18 protein-coding genes are annotated in these 17,484 nt (G+C 66.9%); 13 read left to right on the forward strand and 5 right to left on the reverse strand.

What is annotated here, in order from left to right; all coding sequences use genetic code 11:
- Nucleotides 1–170 precede the first annotated feature (170 nt).
- The 5 genes from pyrG (at nt 171) to ftsB (ending at nt 5,009) form a co-directional block, all read left to right on the forward strand.
- Nucleotides 171–1,823 (forward strand): CTP synthase, encoded by a 1,653-nt coding sequence (gene pyrG, locus K309_RS0113335; RefSeq protein WP_029046891.1) that lies wholly within the window; start codon nt 171–173, stop codon nt 1,821–1,823.
- Nucleotides 1,824–1,850: 27 nt separating this feature from the next.
- Nucleotides 1,851–2,720, forward strand: a complete 870-nt coding sequence (gene kdsA / locus K309_RS0113340) for a 3-deoxy-8-phosphooctulonate synthase (protein WP_029046892.1) — start codon at nt 1,851–1,853, stop codon at nt 2,718–2,720.
- Nucleotides 2,721–2,812: 92 nt separating this feature from the next.
- Nucleotides 2,813–3,106, forward strand: coding sequence for a DUF1330 domain-containing protein (locus K309_RS0113345; RefSeq protein ID WP_029046893.1), 294 nt, complete (start codon nt 2,813–2,815; stop codon nt 3,104–3,106).
- An 88-nt stretch (nt 3,107–3,194) separates the two neighbouring features.
- The gene (eno, locus tag K309_RS0113350) at nt 3,195–4,484 is read left to right on the forward strand and encodes a phosphopyruvate hydratase (protein WP_029046894.1); all 1,290 of its coding nucleotides are present in this window, start codon (nt 3,195–3,197) and stop codon (nt 4,482–4,484) included.
- A 183-nt stretch (nt 4,485–4,667) separates the two neighbouring features.
- Nucleotides 4,668–5,009, forward strand: coding sequence for a cell division protein FtsB (gene ftsB, locus K309_RS0113355; protein ID WP_029046895.1), 342 nt, complete (start codon nt 4,668–4,670; stop codon nt 5,007–5,009).
- Nucleotides 5,010–5,045: 36 nt separating this feature from the next.
- Here the strand turns inward: ftsB and K309_RS0113360 are convergent, their stop codons facing one another.
- The 3 genes from K309_RS0113360 to K309_RS0113370 form a co-directional block, all read right to left on the reverse strand.
- Nucleotides 5,046–5,477 carry a hypothetical protein gene (locus K309_RS0113360; RefSeq protein ID WP_029046896.1) on the reverse strand — a complete coding sequence of 144 codons (432 nt, stop codon included), beginning with the start codon at nt 5,475–5,477 and terminating at the stop codon, nt 5,046–5,048.
- Nucleotides 5,478–5,588: 111 nt separating this feature from the next.
- Nucleotides 5,589–6,596 carry an Hsp33 family molecular chaperone HslO gene (gene hslO / locus K309_RS0113365; protein WP_029046897.1) on the reverse strand — a complete coding sequence of 336 codons (1,008 nt, stop codon included), beginning with the start codon at nt 6,594–6,596 and terminating at the stop codon, nt 5,589–5,591.
- A gap of 48 nt (nt 6,597–6,644) precedes the next feature.
- Nucleotides 6,645–7,169 carry a gamma carbonic anhydrase family protein gene (locus tag K309_RS0113370; protein ID WP_029046898.1) on the reverse strand — a complete coding sequence of 175 codons (525 nt, stop codon included), beginning with the start codon at nt 7,167–7,169 and terminating at the stop codon, nt 6,645–6,647.
- A 147-nt stretch (nt 7,170–7,316) separates the two neighbouring features.
- On the opposite strand from K309_RS0113370, the gene K309_RS0113375 reads away from it, so the two are divergent.
- Complete coding sequence (locus K309_RS0113375) at nt 7,317–8,171, forward strand: ferritin-like domain-containing protein (RefSeq protein ID WP_029046899.1); 855 nt, start codon at nt 7,317–7,319, stop codon at nt 8,169–8,171.
- A 23-nt stretch (nt 8,172–8,194) separates the two neighbouring features.
- Here K309_RS0113375 and K309_RS0113380 read toward each other — a convergent pair whose 3' ends face one another.
- Nucleotides 8,195–9,925: an acetate--CoA ligase gene (locus tag K309_RS0113380; protein ID WP_029046900.1), complete on the reverse strand. Its 1,731-nt coding sequence runs from the start codon at nt 9,923–9,925 to the stop codon at nt 8,195–8,197.
- Nucleotides 9,926–10,080: 155 nt separating this feature from the next.
- On the opposite strand from K309_RS0113380, the gene K309_RS0113385 reads away from it, so the two are divergent.
- Nucleotides 10,081–10,974: an alpha/beta fold hydrolase gene (locus tag K309_RS0113385; protein WP_029046901.1), complete on the forward strand. Its 894-nt coding sequence runs from the start codon at nt 10,081–10,083 to the stop codon at nt 10,972–10,974.
- Nucleotides 10,975–11,002: 28 nt separating this feature from the next.
- Here the strand turns inward: K309_RS0113385 and K309_RS0113390 are convergent, their stop codons facing one another.
- Nucleotides 11,003–12,094 carry an NAD(P)/FAD-dependent oxidoreductase gene (locus K309_RS0113390; RefSeq protein ID WP_029046902.1) on the reverse strand — a complete coding sequence of 364 codons (1,092 nt, stop codon included), beginning with the start codon at nt 12,092–12,094 and terminating at the stop codon, nt 11,003–11,005.
- A gap of 180 nt (nt 12,095–12,274) precedes the next feature.
- Between K309_RS0113390 and K309_RS0113400 the strand changes: the two genes are divergently transcribed.
- The 6 genes from K309_RS0113400 (at nt 12,275) to bamC (ending at nt 17,425) form a co-directional block, all read left to right on the forward strand.
- Nucleotides 12,275–13,120, forward strand: a complete 846-nt coding sequence (locus K309_RS0113400) for a 3',5'-nucleoside bisphosphate phosphatase (RefSeq protein WP_084402416.1) — start codon at nt 12,275–12,277, stop codon at nt 13,118–13,120.
- 28 nt (nt 13,121–13,148) lie between these two features.
- Complete coding sequence (locus K309_RS0113405) at nt 13,149–13,772, forward strand: L-threonylcarbamoyladenylate synthase (protein WP_029046904.1); 624 nt, start codon at nt 13,149–13,151, stop codon at nt 13,770–13,772.
- A gap of 73 nt (nt 13,773–13,845) precedes the next feature.
- The gene (locus K309_RS0113410) at nt 13,846–14,511 is read left to right on the forward strand and encodes a site-2 protease family protein (protein ID WP_029046905.1); all 666 of its coding nucleotides are present in this window, start codon (nt 13,846–13,848) and stop codon (nt 14,509–14,511) included.
- Nucleotides 14,512–14,521: 10 nt separating this feature from the next.
- Complete coding sequence (locus K309_RS0113415) at nt 14,522–15,112, forward strand: class I SAM-dependent methyltransferase (protein ID WP_029046906.1); 591 nt, start codon at nt 14,522–14,524, stop codon at nt 15,110–15,112.
- 147 nt (nt 15,113–15,259) lie between these two features.
- The gene (dapA, locus tag K309_RS0113420) at nt 15,260–16,144 is read left to right on the forward strand and encodes a 4-hydroxy-tetrahydrodipicolinate synthase (protein WP_029046907.1); all 885 of its coding nucleotides are present in this window, start codon (nt 15,260–15,262) and stop codon (nt 16,142–16,144) included.
- Nucleotides 16,145–16,192: 48 nt separating this feature from the next.
- A complete protein-coding gene (bamC, locus tag K309_RS0113425) occupies nt 16,193–17,425 on the forward strand; it encodes an NlpB/DapX family lipoprotein (RefSeq protein ID WP_029046908.1) in 1,233 nt (410 codons plus the stop codon).
- Nucleotides 17,426–17,484 lie beyond the last annotated feature (59 nt).

Consider the following 17,484-nt stretch of genomic DNA (forward strand, 5'->3'; position numbering starts at 1 on the left):
GGCGCTGAACGGGCATGCGGCGCATGCGCCGCAGTGCTGCCGCCGGGCGCTGGAAGGCCCCGGCAGGGGCACGCGCGCACCGGCGCTGGCGGGCGTGGTTGTCACAATTTCCGGGTCGGCGGAGACCGGGCTCTCATGTATAATCCCGATTTCCCCGGCAAGCTCGGTTTATGACCAAATTCGTCTTCGTCACCGGTGGCGTCGTCTCTTCCCTCGGCAAGGGCATCGCTGCTGCCTCGCTCGCGGCCATTCTTGAGTCGCGCGGCCTCAAAGTCACCCTCCTCAAGCTAGATCCCTACATCAACGTCGATCCCGGCACGATGAGCCCCTTCCAGCATGGCGAGGTGTTTGTCACGGAAGACGGTGCGGAAACCGACCTCGATCTCGGCCACTACGAGCGTTTCGTCTCGGCCAAGATGCGCAAGTCGAACAACTTCACCACCGGCCAGATCTACGAATCGGTGATCCGCAAGGAGCGCCGCGGCGAATACCTGGGCAAGACCGTGCAGGTGATCCCGCATATCACCAACGAAATCCAGGCCTTCATCGAGAAGGGCGCCGCCGCCTCGCACGACGGCAAGGCCGACGTGGCGCTGGTGGAAATCGGCGGTACCGTGGGTGACATCGAATCGCTGCCGTTCCTGGAAGCCGCGCGCCAGATGAGCCTGCGCATGGGCCGCAACCACGCTGCCTTCGTGCACCTGACGCTGGTGCCGTTCATTGCCAGCGCCGGCGAGCTGAAGACCAAGCCGACCCAGCACTCGGTGCAGAAGCTGCGTGAAATCGGCATCTCGCCGACCGCGCTGCTGTGCCGCGCCGACCGCCCGATCCCGGACGACGAGCGCGCCAAAATTTCGCTGTTCGCCAATATCCCGCAGGACGCCGTGATCTCGGTGTGGGATGCGGACAGCATCTACAAGATTCCGCAGATGCTCAACGAGCAGGGCCTCGACCGCCTGATCTGCGAGGAGCTGCGCCTGGACCCGCGGCCGGCCGACCTGTCGATGTGGCAGAAGCTGGTCAACGCCCAGGAAAATCCCGAGCACGAAATCACCATCGGCATGGTCGGCAAGTACGTCGACCTGACCGAGTCTTACAAGTCGCTGATCGAGGCGCTGCGCCACGCCGGCATGCACACCGCCACGCGCGTCAATATCGAGTACATCGATTCCGAGGAACTGGAATCGGGCCACCTCGAAGTGCTGGCCCCGCTCGATGCCATCCTGGTGCCGGGCGGCTTCGGCAAGCGTGGCACGGAAGGCAAGATCCGCGCGATCCAGTACGCCCGCGAGAACAAGGTGCCGTACCTGGGCATCTGCCTGGGCATGCAGTTGGCCGTGATCGAGTTTGCCCGCCACGTGGCCAATATGGCTGACGCCAACTCGACCGAGTTCAACCTCGAAACCGAACACCCGGTGGTCGCGCTGATCACCGAGTGGGTCGACCGCGAAGGCAAGGTCGAGCAGCGCTCGGCCGAATCCGACCTGGGCGGCACCATGCGCCTGGGCGCGCAGTGTGTGCCGGTCAAGGAAGGCACCAAGGCCAACGCCATCTACGGCGCCGAGGTCAACGAGCGCCACCGCCACCGCTACGAGGTCAACAACCACTACGTGCCGACGCTGGAAAACGCTGGCATGGTGATCTCGGCCCGCACCCCGACCGAGAACCTGCCGGAAATGATGGAGCTGCCGGAATCGATGCACCCGTGGTTCGTCGGCGTGCAGTTCCACCCGGAATTCACCTCGACGCCGCGTGACGGCCATCCGCTGTTCAAGGCCTACGTCGAAGCCGCGCTGGCCAGCCAGCAACGCAAGGGCGCCTGAGCGCAGGCGGCAAGAGAGGAGTCTGTCATGAAACTCTGTGGATTCGAGGTCGGCCTCGACAAGCCGTTCTTCCTGATCGCCGGCCCGTGCGTGATCGAGTCCGAGCAGATGGCGCTGGATACCGCCGGCGAGCTCAAGGCCATCACCGCTGAACTGGGCATTCCGTTCATCTACAAGTCGTCGTTCGACAAGGCCAACCGTTCTTCCGGCAAGTCGTTCCGCGGGCTGGGGATGGAGAAGGGCCTGGAGATCCTGGCGACCGTCAAGCGCGAGGTCGGCGTGCCGGTGCTGACCGACATCCATGAGATCGACGAGATCAAGCCCGTCGCAGCCGTGGTGGACGTGCTGCAGACGCCGGCGTTCCTGTGCCGGCAGACCGATTTCATCCGCGCCTGCGCCCAGAGCGGCAAGCCGGTGAACATCAAGAAGGGCCAGTTCCTGGCCCCGGGCGACATGAAGAACGTGATCGACAAGGCCCGCGACGCCGCGCGCGAAGCAGGCCTGCCCGACGATGTCTTCATGGCCTGCGAGCGTGGCGTTTCGTTCGGCTACAACAACCTTGTGTCGGACATGCGCTCGCTGGCGATCATGCGCGAGACCGGCGCCCCGGTGGTGTTCGACGCCACCCACTCGGTGCAACTGCCGGGCGGCCAGGGCACCAGTTCCGGTGGCCAGCGCGAGTTCGTGCCGGTGCTGTCGCGTGCAGCCGTCGCCACCGGCGTGGCGGGCCTGTTCATGGAGACGCACCCGGACCCGAGCAAGGCGATGTCCGACGGCCCCAACGCGGTGCCGCTGTCGCGCATGAAGGAACTGCTGGCCGTGCTCAAGGATATCGACACGCTGGTCAAGCGTGCCGGCTTCCTGGAAGACAACTTCGGCTGGCCGGCCTGCGCCTGAGCAGGCCCGGTTTTGTCACCACCGCGCCCTCACCGGGCGCCGGTGATGACAAACCATATCGAAAGACAATACAAAAAATCGGGAGATTCTCCATGGCCGCGGGCTATATCATCGCCTACATCGACGTGACCGATCCCCAGCAGTACGAAGAGTACAAAGTGCTCTCGACCAAGGCCATGCAGATCCACGGCGCCGAGGTGCTGGTGCGCGGCGGCAAGACCGAGCCGCTGGAGGGCGAGTGGGCGCCGACCCGCGTCGTGGTGCTGAAATTCCCCAGCTATGAAGCCGCCAAGTCGTTCCACGACGGCGAAGCCTATCGCGCCGCCCGAAAGGCGCGCGAGCATGCAGCAAAGATGAACATGATCGTGGTGGAAGGCGCTGCCTGAGGGTTGTCGGGCAGCTTGACATGCGCCTGACACGGGCACAGGTTGAAGTAATCAGCAGCAGCAAGAATCAACAGTCAGAGAGGAATTCATGAGTGCAATCGTAGATATCATCGGTCGCGAGGTTCTCGACTCGCGCGGCAACCCCACCGTCGAATGCGACGTGCTGCTGGAATCCGGCGTGATGGGCCGTGCGGCGGTGCCGTCGGGCGCGTCGACCGGTTCGCGTGAAGCCATCGAACTGCGTGACGGCGACAAGTCGCGTTACCTGGGCAAGGGCGTGCTGAAGGCCGTCGAGCACATCAACACCGAAATCTCCGAAGCCATCATGGGCCTGGACGCCTCCGAGCAGGCCTTCCTGGACCGCACCCTGATCGACCTCGACGGCACCGAGAACAAGGGCCGTCTGGGCGCCAACGCCATGCTCGCCGTGTCGATGGCCGTAGCCAAGGCCGCCGCCGAAGAGGCTGGCCTGCCGCTGTACCGCTACTTCGGCGGTTCGGGCGCGATGCAGCTGCCGGTGCCGATGATGAACATCGTCAACGGCGGCGCGCACGCCAACAACAGCCTGGACATCCAGGAATTCATGATCATGCCGGTGTCGGCGACCAGCTTCCGCGAAGCCCTGCGTTGCGGCGCCGAGATCTTCCACGCGCTGAAGAAGATCCTGGCCGACAAGGGCATGTCCACCGCGGTGGGCGACGAAGGCGGCTTTGCCCCGAATTTCTCGTCCAACGAGGAATGCCTGAACACCGTGGTGCAGGCCATCGAGAAAGCCGGCTACCGCGCCGGTGAAGACGTGCTGCTGGCGCTGGACTGCGCCGCCAGCGAGTTCTACCACGAAGGCGAAGGCGTGTACCAGCTGGAAGGCGAAGGCCTGAAGCTGTCGTCGACCCAGTTCGCCGACTACCTGGCCAACCTGTGCGACAAGTTCCCGATCGTATCGATCGAGGACGGCATGGCGGAAGGCGACTGGGACGGCTGGAAGACGCTGACCGAGAAGCTCGGCACGCGCGTGCAGCTGGTGGGCGACGACCTGTTCGTCACCAACACCAAGATCCTGAAGGAAGGCATCGAGAAGGGCATCGGCAACTCGATCCTGATCAAGATCAACCAGATCGGCACCCTGACCGAAACGTTCGCCGCCATCGAGATGGCCAAGCGCGCCGGCTATACCGCCGTGATCTCGCACCGCTCGGGCGAAACCGAAGACAGCACCATTGCCGACATCGCCGTGGGCACCAACGCCGGCCAGATCAAGACCGGCTCACTGTCGCGTTCGGACCGTATCGCCAAGTACAACCAGCTGCTGCGTATCGAGGAAGACCTGGGCGATATCGCCAGCTACCCGGGCAAGAGCGCGTTCTACAACCTGCGCTGAAGCCTGTGGTTGTCATTCCAGCCTTCGCGGGAGCTTCGCGGGAATGACGTGGTAGGTTCAAGAATGGCGGTGGCACGGAATTCGTTCCGGCCACCGCCGTTTTTGTATCGAAATCTGCCTGGCAATTGCCTTCCGGGCTGACTTCGCAGATCATTGTGCGGAATTTCTCGTCCGCAACCTTTCATGCGTCTGATTTCGCTGCTGTTGTTCGTGCTGCTGCTCGCGGTCCAGTATCCGCTCTGGCTGGGCAAGGGTGGCTGGCTGCGCGTCTGGGACCTGAACCGGCAGCTGACCGAGCAAGGTACCCGCAACCAGACGCTCAAGCTGCGTAACGCCAAGCTGGAAGGGGAAGTTGCCGACCTGCAGGACGGCACTGGCGCGATCGAGGAACGTGCCCGCTATGAGCTGGGCATGGTCAGGGAAGGCGAGGTGTTCGTGCAGTTCGTGGCACCGGCCCCCAAGGTCAGCGCCACGCCGCCGCTGCCGCCGCCGGCAAATTCCGTGGCCGGGCGCGGCGGACACTGATCAACCTTCTGTTTGCTGTTGGCCGCACCCAAGCCGTCACCACCAGTAGGGATAGCCGCCCCAGTAGCCGGGCATTCCCACGCTGACGCCGCCACCCCAGTGGCCGCCTCCCCATCCTCCGTAGAACAGGTTCCAGCTCGTGTTGGGATAGGCATATGCCGCACGCGCATAGGCCTCGGCCTGCTGCTGCCGCGCGATGGCGTCGGCCTGCTCGCGCAGCACCTCCTGGTTCAAGGCATCGAGCTTCTGGCGAGCTTCGGGCGTCAGCCGGGCCGGCGGCATGGCGTTTGGCGCGAGCCGCGCAGTCGGGGGCGAGCCGTTGGCGTCGCGCGGGATTTCCGCGCAGCCGGCCGCCAGCAGCAGGGCGCCTGCCGCGGCCAAGACAAGAGCGCCATGCAGGCGGCCGCGCGTGGAGGCCGCCTGCATGGCGCTGGATTCGGGTAAGGGCAGAGAGGCTTCGGCGGACATGGCGGTCCTCAGGCTCGCGGGTACGGCGATCGTACAGCCGTTGGACAGGGCGGCGCGCCGGATGTTTCCGCTACGCCGCTCCCGGCACGGGCCAAGCCGTGGAATGCCGCCTCAGTGGTGCTGGTGCGCGCCAGCCCCGGCGCCCGTGGCGACGTGGGTGGCCGAAAACAGCTGGGCGCAGTCGACCGGGTCAAACTCATAGCGCTGGCCGCAGAAATCGCAATGGATCTCCACGTTGCCGCGCTCGGCGATGATGCTCTCGATCTCTTCCCGCCCCAGCGACTGCAGCATGCCCGCCACCTTGGGGCGTGAGCACGAGCAATGGAAATGCGGCGTCATCGGCTCAAACACGCGCAGGCCGGCATCCTGCAGGTCTTCCCAGAACAGGCGGCGCAGCAGTGTCTCGGGCGACTCGGCCAGCAGTTCTTCGGCCTTGAGCGTGGTGCCAAGCTGCACCGCGCGGTCCCAGGTATCCAGGTCCTGGGCCCTGGCATGGCTGGCCAGCGGTGCGCCGGTCTCGCCCACGTCGGCGGTGCCGCCGTAGGAGGGCAGCTTCTGCAGCAGCATGCCGGCGGCCACGCGGTCGTCGGCGGCCAGCCACAGGCGCGTGTCGAGCTGCTCGGAGGCCTTCATATAGTGCTCCAGCACCGCGCTGATCGACGGCAGCGGGCCGTGCTCGTCCGCCAGCGGCACGATACCCTGGTACGGCTGCTGGCCCGGCAGCTTGTCCTTCGGGTCGAGCGTGATGGCAAAGCGGCCATGGCCGTGCGCATGGACCAGGTCGGCCAGCGTGGCGTCGTCGGCAATCTCCGCGCCCTCGGCCAGCTTGGCGGTGGCACGCATCGACAGGTCGGACAGGCATTCCACCACCAGCATCCGCACCGGGCCGTCGCCGTGCAGCTGCATCACCAGCGCGCCGTTGAACTTCAGGTTGGCCGACAGCAGTGCGGCGGCGGCCATCATCTCGCCCAGCAGCCGGCGCACCGGCGTGGGGTAGCTGTGGCGGCCCAGCACTTCCTGCCAGGTGGCTTCCATGCGCACCAGCTCGCCGCGCACGGGGGCGGCGTCGAACAGGAACTTCTGCAGGGTGTCGGGGGTGGTGGGGGTAGTCTGGGTCACGTTGTCTGTCGAGTAATGCGATGGATGCCGCCGCGGCGCCGGCCGGGTTCAGCCGATCCGCTTGAGCTGTTGCTTGTACATGGCCTGCCGCGCGGCGTAGGTCTCGGCGTTGCGGTACAGGTTGGCGACGTCCTCGTCGGTCAGCTGCCGCACCACCTTGGCCGGCGCGCCCAGGATCAGCGAGCGGTCCGGGAAGACCTTGCCCTCGGTGACCACGGCGCCGGCGCCGACCAGGCATTCCTTGCCGATCACGGCACGGTTCAGCACCACGGCCTGGATGCCGATCAGCGAGCCTTCGCCGACGGTGCAGCCGTGCAGCATGGCCTGGTGGCCGATCGAGACCTTGTCGCCCAGGGTCAGCGGGCAGCCGGGGTCGGTGTGCAGTACCGAGCCCTCCTGGATATTGGTGTCATGCCCCACCACGATCGGCTCGTTGTCGCCGCGGATCACGACACCGGGCCAGGCGCTGGCGCGGGACTTGAGGGTCACGTTGCCAATGACCGTGGCTTCCGGGGCCACGTAGGCTTCGCTGTCGATATTGGGCTTGACGTCGCCGAGCTGGTAAAGCGCCATGAGGTCTCCTGCACGAAAGGCTTATGTTGAAATGGGGGTTGCCGCCGGACTTTAAAGAGTCGGTGGGGCTGTGGGGAACTGCTTGGCCAGGCACGTGGGTGGGTGCCGGCGAGGCCCTACAATGGCGGCAGTCCGGATTTTACGCCCATGCCAGAAAAAACTCCCGTCGCCACGTCGCCTGATCCGTCACTTTCGCCACGCCATCGTGCGCTGGCGGTGCTGTGCATGACCGATCCGCGCGAAAAGGCTGGCGCCGCACGGGCCTTGTACCGCGATGCCATGGCGCTGTCCGATGCGGCGCTGCGTGCGGACGAGCCGATCGATGCCGGCGAGGGCCAGATCATCCCTGGACGTCCGGAGCGGCCGGTGCTGGTGGCGCCGCAGGACGTCGAACGGCGCCGCTCGCTGCATACCCCTGCCGGGCGCGCGGCAATGATCCACGCGCTGTGCCATATCGAATTCAACGCCATCAACCTTGCGCTGGACGCGGCATGGCGCTTTGCCGGCATGCCGCCCGGCTACTACCGCGACTGGCTGCGCGTGGCGGATGAGGAAGCGCTGCACTTCACGCTGCTGGCCGACCATCTCGGCACGCTGGGTGCCGCCTACGGCGATTTTCCGGCCCACAACAGCCTGTGGGAGATGACCGGCAAGACAGCCGGCGACGTGCTGGCGCGCATGGCGCTGGTGCCGCGCACGCTGGAGGCGCGCGGGCTGGATGCCTCGCCGCCGGTGCGGGCCAAGCTGGCCAATGTGGGCGACCATGCCGCCGCGGACATCATCGACATCATCCTGCGCGATGAAGTCGGCCACGTGGCGATCGGCAACCACTGGTATCGGTGGCTATGCGCGCAGCGCGGGCTGGATCCGGTGGCTACCTATGCGCAGCTGGCGCAGCAGTACGGTGCGCCAAAGCTGCGCGGGCCGTTCAACCTCGATGCGCGGCGCGCGGCCGGGTTTGACGAGGATGAACTGGCGTGGCTGGAGGCGTCAGCCGGCTAGCGCCGGTCCTCGGGCGCGCAAGGCTAAGCGCGCTGCGCCGCCCGCTCTTCCTCCAGCAACCGCAGCACCCGCCGCTGTATCTTCCCGGTGGTCGTCATCGGCAACTGGTCGATGAACTCGATCGCCTTCGGATACTCGTACGGCGCCAGCTGTCCGCGCACGTGCGCCTGCAGTTCAGCCACCAGCGCCGCGTCGCCGTCGAACGAGCGCGCCACCGCCGGCGTCAGCACCACGAAGGCCTTGACCACCGCGCCGCGCTCGGGATCGGGCGAAGGCACCACCGCGCAGTTGGAGACCGCGGGATGCTTGAGCAGGCAGTTCTCGATCTCGCTCGGCCCGATGCGATAGCCCGAGGACTTGAACACATCGTCGGCGCGGCCCTGATACCACAGGTAGCCGTCGACATCGACGCGCGCGAGATCGCCGGTGCGGCACCAGCGCAGGCCGTCGCGCTCGACGTACTTGGCCGCGGTCGCCGCCTCGTTCTTCCAGTAGCCGAGGAAGAACACCGGGTCCGGATGTCCGGCGCTATCGGTGGCGCAGACCGCGACCTCGCCGTCCTCGCCCGGCGCGCAGGGGCGGCCTTCATCGTCGATCACCTGCACGCGATGGCCGGGGTAGGGACGTCCCATCGAGCCGGGCCGTGCCGGCCAGCCCAGGCGCTCCTCGTCATTCTGCGCGGTGCAGTTGCCGACGATGTAGTTGATCTCGGTCTGGCCGAACATCTCGTTGACGATCACGCCGAGCGCATCGCGGCACCAGCCGAACACGGTCTCGCCAACCGCTTCACCGGCGCTCATCAAGGCGCGCAGCCTGATGTGATAGCGCTGCCGCGGCTCGGGGCAGGTCTTCATCATCTGCTTGAGTGCGGTCGGGAACAGGAAGGTGTTGGTGACGGCGTAGCGCTCCAGCAGTTCGAAGGCACGCTCGGCGGAGAAGCGGCCCTGGTAGCCGACGATGGGCTTGCCGAAGTACAGCGCCGGCATCAGCGCATCCCACAGCCCGCCGGTCCAGGCCCAGTCGGCCGGGCTCCAGAACACGTCGTCGTCCTGCGGGTACCAGTTCTGCGAGCAGACAAAGCCAGTGAGGTTGCCGACCAGCGCGCGGTGCGGGATCAGCGCGCCCTTGGGCGGGCCGGTGGTGCCGCTGGTGTAGATCAGCACCGCGGCCTCGTCAGCCTTGGCCTCGTCGGCGATGAAGGCGGGCAGCTGCGCGGCCAGCAGCACGTCCCAGTCGTGGTCGCCGCGGCCGTGCGCATCGCCGGCGGCGATCACGGTGCCCAGCGCCGGGCATTCCGGGCGCGCGGCGAGCACGTTGTCGATCGAGGTTTCATCGGCAATCGCCACGCTGGCTTCGCTGTGCGCGATGCGGTAGGCCAGCGCCTCCGGCCCGAACAGCATCGACAGCGGCATCGCGATCGCGCCCAGCTGGTAGATCGCCATATGTGCGATCACGGTCTCGATCCGCTGCGGCATCACGATTGCCACGCGGTCGCCGCGCGCCACGCCCAGTTCGCGCAGCGCCGCCGAGAGCCGGTTTGCCTCGGCCTGGATGTAGGCAAAGGTATGCGCGTTGCGCCGGCCATCCTCGTGCTCGGTATAGACGGCGATGCGGTCCATGGTTGCCGGATCCCGCGCCCAGCGGCCGCAGCAGGCTTCGGCAATGTTGAAATTCGGGGGGATTTCCCAGCGGAAGGATTCGTACAGCGCGTGGTAGTCGTCGCGCCGGCTTGCCGGCAAGGCAGCTGCGGCCATCCAAGGTCTCCTAGAGGTCTGCTGGCAGTTCGCCTGGCGCGGCAAGCTGCAAATGGCTCTGGCCGCTATAATGCCCGCAAGCGAACGATCGTTCTATTTTGTCGAGGCTTCCGCCAGCCTACGCGGCCGGAAGACCTGACGCAAGGGTGGAGACAATGACAATCAAGGAAACCTCGCGGTCTGAATTTATCACGTTGCGCGGGCTGCGCTACCACGTGCGGCACTGGGGCAAGCCCGGTGCGCGCAAGCTGTTCATGCTGCATGGCTGGATGGACGTGGCCGCGTCATTCCAGTTCCTGGTCGACCACCTGCACGGCGACTGGCACGTCATCGCACCCGACTGGCGCGGCTTTGGCGAGACCGACTGGCCCTCGCGCTATCCCGGCACGCAGTCGTACTGGTTTCCCGACTACATCGCCGACCTGGAGGCGCTGCTCGAGCACTACCAGCCGGATGGGCAGGTCGACCTGGTCGGCCACAGCATGGGCGCCAACGTGATCTGCCTGTATGCCGGCATCCGCCCCGAACGCGTGCGCCGCGTGGTGGACCTGGAAGGCTTCGGCATGACGGCGACGCGGCCGGTGCATGCCCCCAGGCGCTATGCGCGCTGGCTTGACGAGTTGCGCATTGGCGGCGAGCTGAGGACCTACGACAGCGTCGACGGCGTGGCCGCGCGCCTGCAGAAGACCAACCCGCGTTTGCCCGATGACCGCGCCGCGTTCCTGGCCGCGCACTGGTCGCGCCGGAATGCCGACGGCCGCTGGGAAATCCTGGGTGACCCGGCGCACAAGCTGGTCAATCCGATGCTGTACCGGCTCGATGAAGTGATGGCGATCTGGGAACAGGTCAGCGCGCCGGTGCTGCATGTCGAGGCGCGCGATTCCGAGACGCTGCGCAATATTGCCCACAAGCAGAGCATCGACGAATTCAAGGAGCGCTTCCGCGCTTTCCGCGATTTCCGCGAGGCCGTGATCGATGACGCCGGACACATGCTGCATCACGACCAGCCGGCCGCGGTGGCCGAGCTGGTCGAGTCGTTCTGCCGGTAGTGTTTTGCCGGTAGTGCGACGCCCGTTTTCAGGCGTGGGTGAGCTTTTCCTTCAATGCGGCGTTGTTGCTGGTGTGCACATGCACCAGCGCCTTCTCCGGGAAGGCATAGTGATACGCCTTGCGCAGCGCCAGGGCGGCTTCATGGAAGCCTGACAGGATCAGCTTCTGCTTGTTGGGGTAGAAGGCGATATCGCCTGCGGCAAAGATGCCCCGGCGCGAGCTTTCATACGTGGTGGTGTCGACCAGGATGCGGCCGGCGCGCATGTCCATGTCCCATTGCGCGATCGGGCCGGGCTCGGACACCAGGCCGTACAGCGCCACCAGCTCATCGGCGGGCAGCAGCTGGCTGCCGTCGCGGGTGCGCACTTCCACTTCGGCCAGTGCATCGCCGTCGGTGCGAAGGGCGCCCAGCATGCCGACCACGAAATCCATCTCGCCGGCCGCCACCGCGGCGCGCATCTCGGCCACGGTGCCATCGGCCGCCCGGAAGCCCTCGCGCCGGTGCAGCAGCGTCACGCGAGCTGCCACCTTGCGCAGCGCCAGCGCCCAGTCCAGCGCCGAGTCGCCGCCGCCGGCGACGATCACCCGCTTGCCGGCAAAGCGCGATACATCGCGCACGGCGTAGTGCACGTGCCGATCTTCCAGCGCCGCGGCTTCCGGCAGGGCAACGCGCTGCGGCGCGAACGCGCCCGCGCCGGAGCAGACCAGCACCGCTGCGATATCGAAGCGCTTGCCGCCATCGGTGGTAACCAGCATGCGCTGGTTGGCGGGATGGCCGTCCTGCGCTGGAGCGCCGGGGATTTCGGACACGCTTTCGGCGCGCTGGCCGAAATGCATCGGGAAGGCGAACGGCGCGCATTGCTCCAGCAGCCGGTCCACCAGTTCCTGCGCCAGGCAGCCGGGCACGGCCGGGATGTCATAGATCGGCTTTTCGGGATACAGCTCGGTGCACTGGCCTCCGGCGCGGTCGAGCACGTCGATCAGCTCACATTTGAGGCCGAGCACGCCGGCCTGGAAGGCGGCGAATAGCCCGACCGGGCCGGCGCCCACGATCAGGACGTCAGTGGTGGTGACGGCGGGCGTGGTCGCGGTGGTGGCGGTGGTGGCGTCGGTAGACATGGTGGGCACGGCGGGCACGGACGGCCCGTGGAAGATGGTGCAAAACCTGACTATACCCCGCGCCAGCCCGTTTTCCGGCGACGCCAGCGTTGCCGGCAGGGCTTTGCCATGGGCGCCAGACCACCTCCGGCACGCCACCGGCGCCACGCAGGCGAAGGCGACCGGAGTAGAATGAGCCTCATGCAAAACGCCCACGCCATCAACGCCGACCTGCACTGCCACTCCACCGTGTCCGATGGCACGCTGTCGCCCCGCGCGGTGGCTGAACTCGCGCGCGATGCGGGCGTTGCGTACTGGGCGCTGACCGACCACGACGAGGTCGGCGGGCAAGCCGCGGCGCGCGCGGCGGCCGAGGAATTCGGCATGCGCTACGTGCCGGGCGTGGAGATCTCGGTGACCTGGGCCGGGCAGACCGTGCATATCGTCGGCCTGCAGATCGACCCGTTCTGCCCCGATCTGATCGATGGCCTGACCAATACCCGTACCGGGCGCGCCCGGCGTGCGCGCGACATCGGCGAGGCGCTGGCCAAGGTCGGCATCGAGGGTGCCTATGCAGGCGCGCTGAAGTACGTAGGCAATCCCGACCTGATCTCGCGCACCCATTTCGCGCGCTGGCTGGTTGACCAGGGCCACTGCGCAACCATCGGCGACGTGTTCAGCGAATACCTGTCGGAAGGCCGGCCCGGTTTTGTCGGCCACCGCTGGGCCAGCCTGGCCGAGGCGGTCGGCTGGATCCGCACCGCCGGCGGCATCGCCGTGATGGCGCATCCCGGCCGCTACCACTACACCGACACCCAGCACGATGCCCTGTTCGACGAGTTCAAGTCGCTCGGCGGCGGCGCCGTCGAGGTCGTGACCGGCAGCCACACGCCGGACCAGTACCGCCGCTATGCCGAGGTGGCGCGCCACTATGGGCTGCTGGCCTCGCGCGGCTCGGATTTCCACGGACCCGGCGAAGGCCGGGTCGAGCTCGGCACGCTGCCGCCGCTGCCGTCCACGGTCACGCCGGTCTGGCACGACTGGTAACCCGCCAGCCAAACGAAAGGCGTCCTGCATGTCCCAGTACTTCGAGATCCATCCGCTCAACCCGCAGTCGCGCCTGATCAAGCAGGCCGCGCAGATCCTGCAGAAGGGCGGACTGATCGCGCTGCCGACCGATTCCAGCTACGCGCTCGCCTGCCAGCTCGACGACAAGCACGCGGTCGAGCGCCTGCGCCGGCTGCGCGGCATCGACGATCGCCACCACCTGACGCTGATGTGCCGAGATCTGTCCGAGCTGGGCAACTTCGCCCGCGTCGACAACCGTCAGTACCGCTGGATCAAGGGCGCCACGCCCGGGCCATACGTCTTTATCCTGGAAGCCACCAAGGAAGTGCCGCGGCGCCTGTCGCACCCGGCGCGCAAGACCATCGGCATGCGCGTGCCCGACCACGCCATCCCGCTGGCGCTGCTGGGCGAGACCGGCGAGCCGCTGATCACGGCCACGCTGCAGATGCCCGGCGACGACGAGCCGCTCAACGACCCGGCGGAAATCCGCACCCGGCTGGAAAAACAACTCGACCTGGTGGTCTGCGGCGGCCCGGCGCCGGCGCAGCCGACCACGGTGATCGACCTCACCGGTGGCGAGCCCGAACTGGTGCGAGCCGGCCGCGGCGATATCTCGCTTTTCGGCCTCTGAGCGGGCGCTGCGCCGCCGCCACAGGTGCGCCGCCGTGCGCCTGGCAAGCCGGCGGCCCGTTACAATAGCCGTCATGGATTCCTCCCTTATCCAGACCTTCGCGGTCTATGCCCTGCCGGTGCTGCTCGCCATCACGCTGCACGAGGCGTCGCACGGTTATGTGGCCAAGGTGTTTGGCGACAACACGGCCTATTCGCTCGGGCGCGTCAGCCTGAACCCGATCCGCCATATCGACCCGATCGGCACCATCGCGGTGCCACTGCTGCTCTACATCATGACCAGCGGCCAGTTCGTATTTGGCTACGCCAAGCCGGTGCCGGTGGTGTTCGAGCGCCTGCGCAATCCGCGCTGGCATGGCATGTGGGTGGCCCTGGCAGGCCCGGCCAGCAATGTGGTGCAGGCCTTCGCCTGGGTGCTGCTGGCGATTGGCCTGACCTGGGGCGGGGTGCGCGAACCGTTCTTTGGCGAAATGGCGCTGGCGGGTGTTCGCGTCAACCTGGTGGTGGCTGCCTTCAACCTGTTCCCGGTGCCGCCGCTGGACGGCGGCCGCGTGCTGACCGCGCTGCTGCCGCAGGGCGTGGCGCGCGCGGTGTCCAGGATCGAGCCGTACGGCATTTTCGTGGTGCTGGCGCTGGTCGCCGCTGGGGTGATCACCACCATCTGGATGACCCCGGTGGTTAACGTCCTGATGTCGCTGATCGAGCTGATGCTGCGCCCGATCATGCTGCTGCTGCACTGACGGGGGCGCCATGATCGACGTCCAAGCCGCTGCGCATGCCGGCCTGTCCGCACCGTCCGCGTGGGTCACCCGTTGGGCGCACCTGCTGCGCCCCGGTGCCCGCGTGCTCGATCTTGCCTGTGGCAGCGGCCGCCATGCCGCCTGGCTGGCCGCGCGCGGCCATGCGGTGCTGGCCGTTGACCGCGATGCCAGTGCCATTGCCGCGTTGCCGTCCGGCGTGACCGGCCGCGTGGCTGACCTGGAGCACGGTGCCTGGCCGCTGGCCGACGAGGCGCCGTTCGATGCCATCGTCGTCACCAACTACCTGCACCGGCCGCTGTGGCCGCACCTGGCCGCGGCACTGGCGCCGGGTGGAGTGTGGCTCTATGAGACCTTCGCGGCAGGCAACGAGACCGTCGGCAAGCCCTCGCGGCCCGATTTTCTGCTGCGCCACGGGGAATTGCTCGACGTGGCGCGCACGCACGGCCTGCGCGTCATCGCTTATGAAGACGGCGTGCAGGAAGTGCCGAAAACGGCCTTCTTGCAGCGCCTGTGTGCGGTGCGCGAGGCTGCCGCAACGCCGGATGCGGCCACCCCGGCACGCTACCGCCTGGACCCCTGAAAGCGCGTGTGCGCTGTCGGCGAGAATGCCGCTGCACACGTTGAAACAGTTGGTATCAACCCCGAATCAACCAGCTTCCCGCCGGTGGTCGAAGCCGCCTGAGGTTCCGGTACAATCCCGTTATTCGCATCCCGAATTCCTTAACTTATGACACAGATTACCGGCAGCATCGTCGCCATCGTCACCCCGATGCATGAGGACGGAAGCCTGGACTTCCCGGCCCTGCGCGCACTGGTCGACTGGCACGTCGCCGAGGGTACCGACGCCATCGTGATCGTCGGCACGACCGGTGAATCCCCGACGGTTTCCGTCGAGGAGCACTGCGAGCTGATCCGCGTGGCCGTGGAGCAGGCCGGCAAGCGCATCCCGATCATCGCGGGCACCGGCGGCAACTCCACCAAGGAGGCCATCGAACTGACCGCCTTCGCCAAGAAGGTGGGTGCCGATGCATCGCTGCAGGTCGTGCCGTACTACAACAAGCCGACCCAGGAAGGCATGTACCGCCATTTCCGCACCATCGCGGAAGCGGTGGAGCTGCCGGTGCTGCTGTACAACGTGCCGGGCCGCACCGTTGCCGACATGAGCAACGACACCATCCTGCGCCTGGCGCAGGTGCCGGGCATCGTCGGCGTCAAGGAAGCCACGGGCAATATCGACCGGGCCGCGCAGCTGATCAACGACGCGCCGGAAAGCTTTGCCATCTACAGCGGCGACGATCCCACCGCGGTCGCGCTGATCCTGCTGGGCGGCAAGGGCAATATCTCGGTCACCGCGAACGTGGCCCCGCGCAAGATGCACGAGATGTGCGCGGCGGCACTGAAGGGCGACGTCGTCACCGCGCGCCGCCTGCACATGGAACTGATCGGACTGAACAAGGCCATGTTCGTCGAAGCCAATCCGATCCCGGTGAAGTGGGCCCTGCAGCAGATGGGCAAGATGGCCGGCGGCATCCGCCTGCCGCTGACCCCGCTGTCGGAATCCAACCACGAAACCGTACGCAAGGCACTGGCCGCCGCCGGCCTGCTGGCCTGATTTACCGCGGCGTCTTGCTGTCGCTCCCTCAACTAGGATTGCGTGTCAATGAAATCGAAGCTTAACCGCCGCGGCGCGACGCAAGTCCGCCGCGCCGCCCTGGTTGTGCCCGTGCTGGCCGCGGGCGTGATCACCGGCTGCAGCAGCATCAACGAAGCGATGCAGCCCGACAAGATCGACTACAAGTCGTCGGCGTCGAAGCGCACGCCTACGCTGGACATCCCGCCGGACCTGACCAAGCTGGAGGGCGATCGCCGCTACTCGGTGCCCGATGCCAACGGCACTTCGACGCTGTCGACCTACAGCCAGGCGACCAAGGTGCGCGAGCAATCCCCGACCGAGAACGTACTGCCCTCGGCGCAGGGCATTCGCATGGAGCGCGACGGCAACACGCGCTGGCTGGTGATCAGCAACGGCATGCGCGGCGACCAGCTGTGGCAGCAACTGCGCGGCTTCTGGCAGGAAAGCGGTTTCCTGCTGGTGCAGGACTCGCCCGAGACCGGCATCATGGAAACCGACTGGGCCGAGAACCGCGCCAAGATCCCGCAGGACATCATCCGCAATACCATCGGCAAGGTGTTCGACGGCCTGTACTCGACCTCCGAGCGCGACAAGTTCCGCACCCGCGTCGAGCGCGCGCAGAACGGGACGATGGAAGTGTTCATCAGCCACCGTGGCGCGCAGGAGCAACTGACCGGCATCGACAAGTCCAGCACCGTCTGGACCCCGCGTCCGGCCGATCCCGAGCTGGAGGCCGAATTCCTGTCGCGCCTGGCGCAACGCCTCGGCGTGCAGAAGGAGCAGGCCGACCGCATGGCCAAGAACCCGGCTCAGGCTGGCAACAACGCGGCGGCGGCCGACGCGACCGCGGCTGGCGCCGCGGGCACCACGGCTGCCGCAGCCGGCGGTGCTGTGCAGAAGTCCTATCTGGCCCAGGTCAATGGCGCCCCGGCGCTGCAGCTGCCGGAGCCGTTCGATCGCGCCTGGCGCTCGGTGGGCCTGTCGCTGGATCGCGTCAACTTTACCATCGAAGACCGCGACCGGGCCCAGGGCCTGTACTACGTGCGCTACGTCGATCCGCGCACCAATGTCGACAACCGTGGCTTCTTCTCCAAGCTGTTCACCAAGCCGGATGATCCCAAGACCGCCAAGAAATACCGCGTGGCGCTCAAGGGCACCGGCAGCGGCACGCTGGTGACGGTGCTCAACGATGCCGGCCAGCCGGAGAACGGCGAAATCGGCAAGCGCATCCTGTCCCTGCTCGACGAGCAACTGCACTGAGCCGGCGGTGACCGGCTCAACCACCGGCCGTCCTGGCCGGCCTGCCAACTGCACGGCGG

It is taken from the genome of Cupriavidus phytohabitans (assembly GCF_000426345.1).
In the GTDB taxonomy this organism is placed as follows: domain Bacteria; phylum Pseudomonadota; class Gammaproteobacteria; order Burkholderiales; family Burkholderiaceae; genus Cupriavidus.